Genomic DNA, 12,346 nt, shown 5'->3' with positions numbered 1-12,346 from the left:
AATCCCGCAAATCCATGATATCATGGGTTGCGGGATTTTAATTCATACGAAGCATATCCTACGTGTCTTATTCCTGCTCACTCATGTACCATTAGCCAAACTCATGCGTGATATCCTGCCAGGATTCCAGCTGTGGCAGCTGTTGCTTCCCCCAATAATCCAGAAACCATTGAATAATCACAGTCGGATCTGCTGTGCTGTAGCTGTAATGCTGGAAACCGTCCTCACCTTCCTGTAAACGAATCTCCGCCACCATCTGCCCTGGTTCCTCAAGCGCAGCAGCCTGCATATACATACTTCCCTCCACCAGCTCTGAAGGTGTAAGTACTACGTATTCCTGCAATTCCAGATTGGTAATCAAATCCACCAATAGTGAGGCATCAATGCTATCATTCTCGTAGGTTGTGCCATTGCTTTCCAGTGTATAACGCAGTGTAGAGTACATATGCGATTCCCCTTTGGTTGAAATCTTCGTGCTAATGATACATGCTCATAACGACAGGTCGTTTATATTATAACTTTTTCATAATAATGTAAAAAGAGTTTTTCTTGTTTCGGGTAAATGTGTTTTCTATAAAAAATCCCCTTGCAGAGTCCGAATTACAAGCGACTGCGCAAAGGGTGATTTTAAGTGATCCTCTTGAATATTATCTAAGCTTCATCCTTGAACTTAAAGCTGCGTGCAGCATACAGGAACGGTGTTCCAACCGCAGTTAATACAAATTTGATAATATACGTCGTCAGGAAGATTTCCAGCCAAACGTCCCAAGGATAGATGAACGCAAACGCAATCGTGCAGAACACCAGTGTATCCACGAATGAACTGATGATCGAACTGCCGTTGGTACGAATCCACAACTGATTGCGTCCTGGGGCCACCTTGCGCAGCCAGGAGTATAATCGTACATCCAGGAACTGACTGATGAAGTACGCTGTCAGACTTCCGAGAGCCAGACGTGGCAGCAGACCGAATAATGTTTTCATCGAATCCTGTGCAAAGTCCGTCGGTGCCGGATCAAAGCGTAACACCATTTGCATCAGTACCGTCGTCATGATCAACGTAAAGAATCCGAACCATACGGCTTTGCGTGCCTCACCTGGTCCATATTTCTCATTGAGCAGATCACTGGTCAGGTACATGCTGACATACATCGTGTTGCCAAGCGTCAGTACAACCCCCATAATATCTATCGTTTTGGTCACCTGAATGTTGGCTATAACCGTAGCCACACCAATCCAGGCATAGAGACCTTTTTTACCGAACAAGCGGTAACACAACAGGAAAAATCCATAAGTTACGAGAACAAAAACTGCTCCCCACCCTAAGTTAAACATAAATACATACACTGCCTTCCTAGTTTTGATTACGCGGGATGGTTACGAACCGCGGTTTGGCTCAGGGCCAAAACATGAATACTCTATCACATTTCTCGTCCCATGAACAGAACTAAATAACTCCAGGTCTGGCTGAGTGACAGTATAATTGGATTGCCACAAAAAAAACCGCCCTCCAGATTCCTCCGAAGGACGGCTTTCCCACTTGGCTTATAGACGGCTCTAGCTATCTTAATATGAGCCTCTATCTAAATCCATTCTGTATTAAGCCTGAGCCGCAGAATCCAGCTCACGGCTCTGATCATTGAATGTGTCATGATCATTTTCTTTCAAAATTTTGCTGGTTACAAGTCCAGAAGTCATGGACCCGTTCACGTTAAGCGCTGTACGACCCATGTCGATCAGCGGCTCCACCGAAATGAGTAGTCCAACCAGAGCCACAGGCAGATTCATGGTGGACAATACGATCAGGGAAGCGAAGGTTGCCCCGCCGCCAACGCCAGCCACACCAAACGAACTGATCATGACTACGAGGATCAGAGTCACAATGAAGTCCCAGCTCAGCGGGTCGATGCCGACCGTCGGAGCAATCATCACCGCCAGCATGGCCGGATAGACCCCGGCGCAGCCGTTTTGCCCAATAGTAGCACCAAAGCTTGCAGACAAGTTGGCAATACCGTCGGATACACCCAGTTTCTTCGTCTGTGTCTCCACATTCAGTGGGATCGACGCTGCACTTGAACGGGATGTAAAGGCAAATACCAGTGTTGGCAGAACCTTCTTCACATACGTAATCGGGTTGAACCCGGACAGTGAGATAATGATCAAGTGAATGATAAACATCACGATGAGGGCCACGTAGGACGCAATGACGAATTTGATCAACTTGAGAATTTCATCCGGATTCGTTGTCGCCGTTACTTTGGTGATAAGGGCAAGAATCCCGTATGGTGTAAGCCTGAGCACCAATGTTACAATCCGCATAACCACCGCATATACGGCATTAACCATACCGCGGAACGTCTCCGCCTGCTGAGGTTTTTTGCGATCCAGTCCAAGTACGGCTACACCGATGAACGCGGAGAAAATAACCACGGCCAGTGTGGATGTACGACGTTCTCCTGTCATATCTGCAAATGGATTCGAAGGAATGAATTCCAGCACTTGCTGCGGGATGGTCTGATCCTTCACATCAACAAGCCGTTCCTCCACCTTCTGAACCTGCGCATTCTCCCGCTCTCCTCCTTGAATCTCAATGGAAGTCAGGTTAAAGCCAAGGCTCGTTACAATGCTAACCCCTGCGGCAATCGCTGTGGTGATCAACAGAATGGCAATAATGGAAACACTCATCTTGCCGAGATTTTGCTTGCCCTTCAGATTCATAATGGCTGAAATGATCGATACCATGATCAATGGAATCACGACCATTTGCAACAAACGAACATATCCTGAACCGACCAGATTGAACCAATCGACTGATTTCGTAACTACATCAGAACCTGATGTGTACACCAATTGGAGAATAACCCCGTAAACAACCCCCAGTCCCAGACCCGCAAATACGCGTTTCGTAAAGGAGACATGCTTTTTCTGCATCCAGTAGAGGATGCCAAGTAAGGCAAGCATAACCACTACATTCAATATGACTAGAAAAGTATCCATTTCTTTAAATCCTCCTCAGGCATGTGTGTAACCGAAAAATATCCGGTTTTCTCTTTTATCTTTTTGTACTTCCGACAAAGACATTTTACAATATAACATATAACAAACTATTCTGGTAGGTATTAATTGATATTATGTAATATGCATGTAATAGATTCATGTATTTCTGAAAAAAATACACCAATTCGTGAAAATTGTTCTATTCAACCTCCGGTTAATTTTGTAATATAGGTATATCCGCTTATTCCCAAGTTTTCTCAACGTATAATTTAGGTCTTTCTTCATTGGTAGATAGGTCTTATGAGTACGGAAAAGCGATAATGTTAATGAACTTGACGTGAAAGGATGATCATATGTTTCGTAATCGCACCGTCGCCGGTAAAATCAGAGGCACCTTGTTCCTCGTTCTGCTGGTTGCTTCCCTGTTGTTCAGTATTAGTTTCTATGCCGTGTCGATGAATATTATTCAAAGCTACGTGCTACCGCAGTTTGACAAAGTCCTAAACACGTCCATTCAGGATATATACAAGAATACTTCAGCATCCAAAATCCTACAGGTACAGAGTGGCGGAGCCGGTTCTGAAGGTGCTGCCATGACCGTGGAATCGTATCTGGCAGATAAAGCAAAAGAACATAATCTGGATGCAGCTTACGTTGTCGCTATCCAGGATGGCTCAGCCAAAGTCGTTGTGGCCAACTCTTCCTCAGGTATGAAAGCCCAGGATGATATCACTGTAGAGCCAGCAATGAATACAGCCATCGAGAGCAAAGAAATGGTAATCAGCGAAGTCTATTCCGATTCCTTCGGTGTACATAAGGCAGCATTCATTCCAATTGCAGGAAGTAACATGATTATGGCTGTGAGCATGGATGCCCAGTTCATTCAAGACAAGATTACCCAGATTTTCTGGTTGTGTCTTGGGATTACAGCATTAGTGTTTGTGCTCGGCTGGCTTATCTCCACTAGTATGATCAAAAGAGTTACCAAACCAATCATCAAGCTTGTCCAACATAGCAAACAAATATCCCAAGGTGATCTGACCGCTGAACTCCAGATCAAAGGCAAAGATGAAATTGCCCAGCTTGCCGCAAGCTTCCAGACGATGACGCATAACCTGAAAGAAATGATCAGCCGTGCCTTGTCCACGTCCAATGAAGTTGTGTCAGGCTCCAATGACCTGCTTCAGCGGGTTGAATCGATGTCCGGTATGGTACGAAACTCCAGCCGCTCCGCAGAAGATGCAGAAAAAGGAAGTATCAGCATTGCGTCAAGCGCATCCGAGAACGCCAGAGCTATGGAAGAAATTACGCAGGGTATCATGCATATTGCTTCTTCTTCCGCTGAAGTGTCTGACCAGATTGGTGAAGCAGCCAACGAGGCAGTTAACGGTAACCGACTGGCTCAGAATGCCATTGAGCAGATGGAGCGTGTAGGCCAGACAGCAAGCGAATCGTTGAGTTATGTTGAAACTATGAATGAACGTTCGGTTGCCATCGGCACCATTGTTGCTTCCATTTTTGAAATCACCAAACAGATTAACATGCTGTCACTCAACGCCTCCATTGAAGCAGCACGTGCCGGAGAGCATGGCCGCGGATTCGCTGTTGTTGCTGGAGAAGTTCGCAAACTTGCCGAGCAATCCAAGACAGCCACCGAAGAAATTTCGGATTATCTGGGTACCATTCGTGAAGATGCTGAACGCTCGGTTGATGCCATGAACCGTGTAACCCAGGAGATTGGTTCAGGCACAACTGTCGTTCAACAAGCAGGCTCAGCCTTCCAGCAACTGAATGAATTGATTCAGAACGTGAATCTGACCATTCAGACCGTCTCTGCTTCTACTCAACAAGTATCTGCTGGTGCTGAAGAAGTGAGTGCATCCGTTGAAGAAACGGCACAGATTACGACCAAATCCCGTGAGAGCATGTTACAGATTGCTTCAACAGCAGATCTTCAGCTTAGCGAGATGGATTCACATTCGAATACGGTTCGCCATCTGCATGAACAAGCTGTAGAGCTGCAATCCGCTATGAAAAATTTCAAAATAAACTAACAGGTTAACCATTAACCTATCATCACCTGTTTTAAACCTCATTGAATCATAGGATATACAATACCCCCATGCCGCTAACATTCCGTTTCTAGAGAACGGGTTGTCGGACATGGGGGTATTGTTGTTTCACTCGGGTGCCTGAACACCCATAATCTCGTACACACGCTTCATATCCAATGCCGAACGCAATGATTCAGCTACCCGATCGAACTCCATCTCCTTACGTTCATGTACACTATATGTCTCCTGAAGTGGAGCCAGTCCCTTTCCTGCACGCAAACCATTAAGCCACGAACGGCGGAACAGATCACTTTCAAACAAACCATGCAAGTAGGTTCCCCACACGCTGCCATCCGCTGAGCCCCAGCCCTCTTGGAAAGGTTGACCACTTGGATGTGAGATTTCAAACAACGCGGTTACACGTTCAGGCTCGTGGCACTCTGTAACGCCCATATGAATCTCATATCCATTAACAGGTAATGAAGCATCTGCTTCATCTTGCTCACCATACAGACGAATCGGGTGATCAAGCTGCACCCGTCCGGAAGCTCTGACGGTCTGCTTTTCCTGAAGAAACGTTGTCGATAGCGGGAGCCAGCCAAGTCCTTTTGCTTCCTGGATCTGATTCGCCTCCACAGCAAACGGGTCCTTCAGATGTCGTCCCAGCATCTGGTACCCGCCACATATTCCTACGAGCTGAACATGATCACGCTCGGTCTGGCTCGCAATCGCCTGCTCCAGCCCAGACTCACGCAGAAACGCCAGGTCACCTATGGTATCCTTCGTACCCGGTAGAAGAATGGCATCCGGACTACCCAATTCCTCTGGCGAGGTCACGTAACGCACATTGACATCCGGTTCACGGGAAAGTGCATCGAAATCTGTAAAGTTGGAAATTCGCGGATATCGGATCACCGCCAGATCCAGCTCGGTTTTGCCGGATTTCCCATGACGGATGGAGTCCAGCACCACTGAATCCTCTGCTTCAATCTGAATATCTCTTATGTAAGGCAATACACCCAATACTGGAATGCCTGTCCGTTCTTCGAGCCAGTCGAGTCCTGGCTGCAACAGGGACAGATCACCGCGAAACTTGTTGATAATGAACCCTTTGACACGAGCAACCTCATGGGGTTCCAGCAGCTCGAGCGTACCTACAATGGAAGCAAATACCCCGCCCCGATCAATATCGGAGATCAGAATTACCGGTGCATCAGCCCAACCTGCCAGATTCATATTGACGATATCCCGATCCTTCAGATTGATTTCGGCAGGACTGCCCGCTCCTTCCATCAGTACAATATCATAGGTATCCCGTAGCCGGTTCAACGCATCCATAACTGTCTGCTTTGCTTCAGGCAGGAAATGCTGACGGTAGTCCGAAGCACTCATCTGAGCAAAAGGTACACCGTGTACCACGATCTGCGAATGCATGTCCCGCACCGGCTTGATCAGGATCGGGTTCATGTCGGTTGTCGCCTCAATACCGCAGGCTTCAGCTTGTGCTCCCTGAGCCCTACCTATCTCCTTGCCATCTTCCGTCACATAGGAATTCAGCGCCATATTCTGTGACTTGAACGGGGCTGGCTTGAAGCCATCCTGCTTGAATATACGGCATAAAGCCGTTGTGATGACACTTTTGCCCACATCAGAAGCCGTTCCTTGCAGCATGAGTACCGCCGCTGTTTGCTGTACAAGCTTACCCTCCACGATCTCTCCCCCTGTCTCCGTGTTATCTCCAGATCACCTTGCTCCCGACCTCATGCGTAACGCTATCCAAACTGCTTCACACTTCAAAAGTTAAAGCCAGAACAGTCCTTGAAGCACGCTCAGCACGGTCAACAAAACCGCCTCCAGCAGCTCATTCATGGCACCATACGTATCTCCGGTTAAACCGCCGAGCCGTTCACTGATCCGGGCAGCCACGAATCGGCCGATGTAATAACACGCCACAGGCAGTATAATAACTACCGTCACCGGGTATAGCCACCATGGCAGTGTTCCCAGACCACTCACCATCGCATCCGCAATCCCCATATCCGGCTTGAAAAGCCACACCGCGGCAAACGTAATTGCACCTGCGATCAAGGTCAGGCCAACGGCTGAGCTGCGTGCACGCTGGACCTCCTTCCGATCACCCAGACCTTTGAACAATACGGCAAGTCCATCATCTCCGCGGGCATTCGGCCAGGCCGACATCGCATATACCATGAACCAGCGGCTCCAGATCATGGGCAGAATCAGCAACGCACCGTATACCCAGTGGCCCCGGGCAATAAAATCGGCGATCAGCGCAGCTTTCATCATAAGCAGCAGCACACAGGCAATTACCCCCATGGCCCCTACACGGCTGTCCTTCATAATCTCCAGCATCCGTTCACGGGTACGATAACTGAGCAAACCATCTGCCGTATCCATCCATCCGTCAAGATGGAGCCCTCCGGTGAGCCACACCCATAACGTCAGGGTCAGGACGGCAGCCGGAAAGGCTGGGAGCACTGCACCACTTAAGGCTCCCAAGAGCCAGACACACAGACCGATTGCTGCACCGACCAACGGATAAAAGACAACACTTTCCCGCAGCAACGGCGGGACAAAATCGATGTGCATTTTGACAGGGAAACGGGACAAAAATTGAAAAGCGGCTGCCGCTGCATGTTTACGCTGAGGAGCAGACGTGCCATCCTTCATAAGCGGTACTCCTTGCTTTTTAGTTCAATCGCAATGCCTACGGTCACCAGAAACACTTCACCGCATATCGCCGCAATGCGCTGATTCAATACACCGGCCAGATCCCGATATTTCCTGCCAAGGGCATATTCCGGTACGATTCCGTCCCCCACTTCATTCGTAACCAGAACAAGCAACCCGGGATAGGTTCGAATCGCTTCAACCAGCGCGTCCAAATGTCCCTGTAACACATGTTTCTCGTCATGCTCATGTGCTAACAAAACATTTGTCAGCCACAGCGTCAGGCAATCCACCAGAATGGTGGGTGCAGAAGTCCCTGTATGCCCTTCACCCATGCGGCTTATCAAATCAGGCAAATGTATCGGCTCTTCCATCGTGTGCCACAGATACCCTGATGCCTCGCGTTGATGCTGATGCATGGCGATACGCTCACGCATTTCATCATCGTACGCCTGAGCTGTCGCCACATACCACGCCTCCGAGGAACGCTGCATGCATAGACGCTCGGCAAAGGAGCTTTTGCCACTGCGTGCGCCGCCCGTCACCAATACGCTCATCGGGAACTCTCTCCTTGCAGGGATGAATCACCCGACGCAGTGGTGTCCGAAGCAGTGCTTGACCCATCCGTGACACCCGCGCTTGCAAAGGTTGCCATCTCATTCAGAATGAGACATGCTGCGTCAATCAGATGAAGACTGAGCACACCACCTGTGCCTTCACCCAGACGCATGTCCAGATCCAGCATCGATTTCAGGTCCAGTTCACGCAGCAGCGCTCCATGTCCATTTTCATGTGAAGTATGAGAAGCGATCATATAGGCTGTGCTCAGAGGTGCAAGTTGTCTCGCAACCAGCGCTGCTGCGGTAGAGATGAACCCGTCTACAACGACCGGGCAACGATGAGCAGCTGCTGCGAGGATAACCCCCGTGAGTCCAGCAATCTCCAGTCCACCCACCTTGCACAGAACATCCAGTGCATCTTCCGGGTTCGGTGCGTTTACGCTAAGAGCACGGCTGACTACAGCAGCCTTCCGCTGTAAGCCTGCATCATCAATGCCGGTTCCTCGCCCCACGGCGTCGGCAGGGGCAACTCCGGTTAGTGCGCTCATTACCGCAGCACTTGCAGTGGTGTTGCCGATTCCCATCTCTCCGGTGACAAACAGCTGTGTTCCCTTCGCCACCTCTGCCGATACAACTTCGGCTCCTGCAAGGATCGCCCGAACCGCCTCATCCCGGGTCATCGCTGCGCCTCGGGCCATATTGGCCGTGCCTTTGCGAATTTTACGGGAAAGCAGATCCGGATGTTCAAGATCGGCATTCACCCCGATATCCACACAGATCACATCAGCACCTGCGTGACGTGCAAGCACATTCACGGCTGCGCCCCCAGCCAGGAAATTCATGACCATCTGCGGGGTTACTTCAGCAGGAAAAGCACTGATACCTTCTTCCACTACGCCGTGATCTGCGGCCATGACAATGACCGCTCTGTGATCAAAACGCGGACGTGCATTGCCCGTCATGCCTGCCAGGCGGATTACCAACTCTTCCAATTTGCCCAGACTCCCTGGCGGCTTCGTCAACGAATCCACGTGTGCAGAGGTCGCTGCCGCCACTTCCTGGTCGGGAGCGGTAATCCTTTGCGTTAATTGAGCCAACACCTGTTCATTATTCATACAACCAGCACTTCCTTCATCAATATATGTGTTGCCCCGCTTCATTTAATCGATGTCCCGCCGCAGTAGCAGTTGAGGTATGGCATGGTCGGGATGGGAAACAATTGCGGGTTTGACGCGAAATATGTCCTGAATATTCTCATCGTTGATTAACGTATGAGGCGTGCCCTTTCCAACCGCAATGCCCTCACGCAGCGCCAGAATGTGATCGCAAAATAACGCGGCCAGATTCAGATCATGCAGCACAGCCACAATCGTAATGTTATTTCTCTGTCGCCATGCCGATAACAATTCCATGAATTGCAATTGATATTTAATATCCAGAAACGTGGTTGGCTCGTCCAGCAGTAGTAACCTCGGCTCCTGAGCCATAACTTTGGCTAGTGCGACCCGCTGACGTTGCCCGCCGCTGAGTGCATCCAGCGGTCTGTCCGCCAGCTCAGTCAATCCCAGGTCTTCAAGCACTCTGTCCACCACAAGTGCCCCATCGCCCACTTCCCGCCCCAGCCAGTTCTGGTATGGATATCGCCCCATCTCCACCACGTCTCGTACAGGATAGGAGATGGGTGGCAAGCCATCCTGTTGCAATACAGCGATCATGCGCGACAGGTCCTTACGGCTGTAAGAGCCAATGTCTCGACCATCGATACGGATCTGACCTTCGCTTAACTGTTCCGTTCCGGCAATAAGCTGGATCAGGGTGGACTTGCCGCTGCCGTTTGGCCCGACAACTCCCCACCAGTCACCTTCGCCAACATGCCAGTCTACATTGCGCAGTGCCTGATGATTGCCATATGACTTCCCTGCTCCCTTAATGGAGATAAGTGAAGTCGAGTTGGAACTGGTACTGGAATTCATGGCATCATCCCCTTCTGCAACTTTTTGTTCCGGTGCAGCAGGTAAGCAAAGAACGGCGCACCAACAAAGGCGGTGACAACACCGAGCGGAATTTCAGTTGGCGCCAGCAACGACCTTGCGATGGTATCGGCCCACACCATGAAGATCGCTCCACCAATGGCAGACAAAGGTACCAGCAGTCGGTAATCCGGTCCCACCAGCAGTCGCAACATATGGGGGATCACCAATCCAACGAATCCGATGACACCCGATACAGAGACAGCACCTGCGGTCAGCAGTGTGCCAACTGCCAGTACCGACAGCTTGAGTCTGTCCACCCCGATCCCGATATGTGCCGCTTGACGTTCTCCCAGTGCAAGCACATTCAACGAGCGTGCGCGGCTCCAGAGAAAGACCAGCCCTAACAGAAAATACGGGAAAAGGATGGCCGTATACGACCACCCACGCAGTGCCAGACTTCCCATCGTCCAGTATATAATTTCATTAATCGTTTGTTTCGACATGGTCGACAGGAAGGAAACAACTGCGCCCAGGAAACTTTGCATGACCACACCAGCCAGAATGAGGCTGTGTGTAGGTATTTTACGCCCTTCACGAGCCAGTGCCATAACAAACCATAACGTAATTACACCCGTCAAAAACGCCACCAGTGGCAACGTCCAGATTCCGATCAGTGCATACTGCAATCCGAAGAAAATCAGAAAGGCTGCACCCACCGAAGCACCGGATGACACGCCCAGGGTGAACGGGTCTGCCAGTGGGTTCCGAAGAACCCCCTGGAATCCCGTACCGGCAATCGCCAACGATGCGCCCACGAGCACGGCAAGCAGTACACGTGGGAATCTGACTTTCCAGATAATCTGTTCGGCTGCCCTATTCCAATCCGGTGTAATCCAATCGCCCACCCAGGGAATTTTGTGAATCAGGATGCCTGCAATATCCCGGATCGGCAACGCTACTGAACCAATGCCCGTGCAGATGAGCACGGTGAGCACCAGCAGCACCATGCCCGTCGTTCCGAACAGGATCAGCTTTTTACTCATTGGAACAAGTCAGGGTAGATCGCTTTGGCTACTTCTTTCAACCCTTGAGTTACACGTGGACCCGGACGGCTCAGCAGGTTGGCATCCAGGCCAATAACCGCGTCATTTTTCACAGCCGTAATTTGATCCCAGCCGCTGCGCGCCTTGATGATCTGATCCAGTGTTTTCGAGTTTTCATCAATCACATCGTTGGCATACAGGATCACATCGGGGTTGGAGGCAATCACATTCTCTTCATTGATTTGGTACCAGCCTTCTTCGTCTGAAGCGATATTAGTTCCTCCGGCTACAGTGATCAGTTCGTCCATGAACTCACCTTTACCTACCGACCAGCCTGGGGAGAATTCAACGTATACTTTTTTCTTATCTTCCGGTTTAACTGCCTTCACCGCTTCGGTTACATCCGTCACGTCCTGTTTCATCTGGGTGATGATTTCTTGTGCTTTTTCCTGATGATCGGTGATTTTACCGAAGGTTTCGATATTGTTCATCACATCGTCAATGGATTTAGGATCCGTTTTGAAAATGGTAATGCCCAGTTCGCGCAGCTTTTTCACCGCATCCTCGCTCATCGAGATGCCTGTGAAGACAATGTCGGCTTCAGCGGCAATAATGGACTCTTCATTGGGCTTGGTAATACCGCCCATTTTAGCTTTGGTTGTTGCCGCTTCCGGATAATCGTCATAGTCGGATACACCAACGATTTGATCGTCCAATCCAAGGGCAAACAGGGATTCCGTCTCAGCCGGAGACACGGATACGATTTTGGCCGGTGCCTTTTCAAAGGTAAACGATTCACCCGTTGCATCCGTAACGGTAAGTGGATATTGTGTTTTGAGGTCCGTCTGCGCCTGGCTTTGGGACTGCTCCTGTGCCGGTTGCTGTGAAGTACCTGTGCCCTCGTTTGTTGTTGCATTTCCACATCCGGCCAAAGCCAGTGCGAGTGCCGCTGCACTTAGCAGGGACGCTACGCTTTTCCAATTTTTAAAATTCATTCTGTTATTCTCCCCTTCTCTATTTGCGCTATT

11 protein-coding genes are annotated in these 12,346 nt (G+C 49.8%); 1 reads left to right on the top strand and 10 read right to left on the bottom strand.

Going from position 1 to position 12,346, the window contains the following annotated elements; genetic code table 11:
- Nucleotides 1-91 precede the first annotated feature (91 nt).
- From ACETMN_RS07640 to ACETMN_RS07630, 3 genes are all read right to left on the bottom strand, one after another.
- Nucleotides 92-445, bottom strand: a complete 354-nt coding sequence (locus tag ACETMN_RS07640; protein ID WP_149846413.1) for a hypothetical protein — start codon at nucleotides 443-445, stop codon at nucleotides 92-94.
- 206 nt (nucleotides 446-651) lie between these two features.
- Nucleotides 652-1,335 (bottom strand): queuosine precursor transporter, encoded by a 684-nt coding sequence (locus ACETMN_RS07635; protein ID WP_149846412.1) that lies wholly within the window; start codon nucleotides 1,333-1,335, stop codon nucleotides 652-654.
- Between the two features lie 264 nt (nucleotides 1,336-1,599).
- On the bottom strand, nucleotides 1,600-2,997 hold the full coding sequence (locus tag ACETMN_RS07630; RefSeq protein ID WP_149846411.1) for an L-cystine transporter: 1,398 nt from the start codon (nucleotides 2,995-2,997) through the stop codon (nucleotides 1,600-1,602).
- A 353-nt stretch (nucleotides 2,998-3,350) separates the two neighbouring features.
- On the opposite strand from ACETMN_RS07630, the gene ACETMN_RS07625 reads away from it, so the two are divergent.
- Nucleotides 3,351-5,051, top strand: a complete 1,701-nt coding sequence (locus tag ACETMN_RS07625; protein ID WP_411735951.1) for a methyl-accepting chemotaxis protein — start codon at nucleotides 3,351-3,353, stop codon at nucleotides 5,049-5,051.
- Nucleotides 5,052-5,177: 126 nt separating this feature from the next.
- On the opposite strand, the gene ACETMN_RS07620 is transcribed toward ACETMN_RS07625, so the two are convergent.
- The 7 genes from ACETMN_RS07620 to ACETMN_RS07590 form a co-directional block, all read right to left on the bottom strand.
- Complete coding sequence (locus tag ACETMN_RS07620) at nucleotides 5,178-6,722, bottom strand: cobyric acid synthase (RefSeq protein WP_091016164.1); 1,545 nt, start codon at nucleotides 6,720-6,722, stop codon at nucleotides 5,178-5,180.
- Nucleotides 6,723-6,851: 129 nt separating this feature from the next.
- Nucleotides 6,852-7,742: an adenosylcobinamide-GDP ribazoletransferase gene (gene cobS, locus ACETMN_RS07615; protein WP_091015232.1), complete on the bottom strand. Its 891-nt coding sequence runs from the start codon at nucleotides 7,740-7,742 to the stop codon at nucleotides 6,852-6,854.
- The gene (cobU, locus tag ACETMN_RS07610; protein ID WP_091015233.1) at nucleotides 7,739-8,299 is read right to left on the bottom strand and encodes a bifunctional adenosylcobinamide kinase/adenosylcobinamide-phosphate guanylyltransferase; all 561 of its coding nucleotides are present in this window, start codon (nucleotides 8,297-8,299) and stop codon (nucleotides 7,739-7,741) included. Before cobU ends, cobS begins: the two co-directional genes overlap by 4 nt.
- On the bottom strand, nucleotides 8,296-9,417 hold the full coding sequence (gene cobT, locus ACETMN_RS07605) for a nicotinate-nucleotide--dimethylbenzimidazole phosphoribosyltransferase (protein ID WP_091016166.1): 1,122 nt from the start codon (nucleotides 9,415-9,417) through the stop codon (nucleotides 8,296-8,298). Before cobT ends, cobU begins: the two co-directional genes overlap by 4 nt.
- Before the next feature lie 45 nt (nucleotides 9,418-9,462).
- Complete coding sequence (locus ACETMN_RS07600) at nucleotides 9,463-10,275, bottom strand: ABC transporter ATP-binding protein (protein WP_091015235.1); 813 nt, start codon at nucleotides 10,273-10,275, stop codon at nucleotides 9,463-9,465.
- Nucleotides 10,272-11,318: a FecCD family ABC transporter permease gene (locus tag ACETMN_RS07595; protein ID WP_091015237.1), complete on the bottom strand. Its 1,047-nt coding sequence runs from the start codon at nucleotides 11,316-11,318 to the stop codon at nucleotides 10,272-10,274. Before ACETMN_RS07595 ends, ACETMN_RS07600 begins: the two co-directional genes overlap by 4 nt.
- The gene (locus ACETMN_RS07590) at nucleotides 11,315-12,313 is read right to left on the bottom strand and encodes an ABC transporter substrate-binding protein (protein WP_210107441.1); all 999 of its coding nucleotides are present in this window, start codon (nucleotides 12,311-12,313) and stop codon (nucleotides 11,315-11,317) included. Before ACETMN_RS07590 ends, ACETMN_RS07595 begins: the two co-directional genes overlap by 4 nt.
- Between the last annotated feature and the right edge of the window lie 33 nt (nucleotides 12,314-12,346).

This window comes from Paenibacillus sp. M2 (assembly GCF_046713495.1).
Taxonomy (GTDB): domain Bacteria; phylum Bacillota; class Bacilli; order Paenibacillales; family Paenibacillaceae; genus Paenibacillus; species Paenibacillus amylolyticus_B.
This window is presented reverse-complemented; position numbering and strand designations above follow the sequence as displayed.

Coding starts and splice junctions, on each gene's coding strand:
- ACETMN_RS07630 (WP_149846411.1), bottom strand. CDS start 2,997: ATGGATACTTTTCTAGTCATATTGAATGTAGTGGTTATGCTTGCCTTA.
- ACETMN_RS07590 (WP_210107441.1), bottom strand. CDS start 12,313: ATGAATTTTAAAAATTGGAAAAGCGTAGCGTCCCTGCTAAGTGCAGCG.
- cobS (WP_091015232.1), bottom strand. CDS start 7,742: ATGAAGGATGGCACGTCTGCTCCTCAGCGTAAACATGCAGCGGCAGCC.
- ACETMN_RS07620 (WP_091016164.1), bottom strand. CDS start 6,722: ATGCTGCAAGGAACGGCTTCTGATGTGGGCAAAAGTGTCATCACAACG.
- ACETMN_RS07600 (WP_091015235.1), bottom strand. CDS start 10,275: ATGAATTCCAGTACCAGTTCCAACTCGACTTCACTTATCTCCATTAAG.
- cobT (WP_091016166.1), bottom strand. CDS start 9,417: ATGAATAATGAACAGGTGTTGGCTCAATTAACGCAAAGGATTACCGCT.
- cobU (WP_091015233.1), bottom strand. CDS start 8,299: ATGAGCGTATTGGTGACGGGCGGCGCACGCAGTGGCAAAAGCTCCTTT.
- ACETMN_RS07635 (WP_149846412.1), bottom strand. CDS start 1,335: ATGTTTAACTTAGGGTGGGGAGCAGTTTTTGTTCTCGTAACTTATGGA.
- ACETMN_RS07625 (WP_411735951.1), top strand. CDS start 3,351: ATGTTTCGTAATCGCACCGTCGCCGGTAAAATCAGAGGCACCTTGTTC.
- ACETMN_RS07595 (WP_091015237.1), bottom strand. CDS start 11,318: ATGAGTAAAAAGCTGATCCTGTTCGGAACGACGGGCATGGTGCTGCTG.
- ACETMN_RS07640 (WP_149846413.1), bottom strand. CDS start 445: ATGTACTCTACACTGCGTTATACACTGGAAAGCAATGGCACAACCTAC.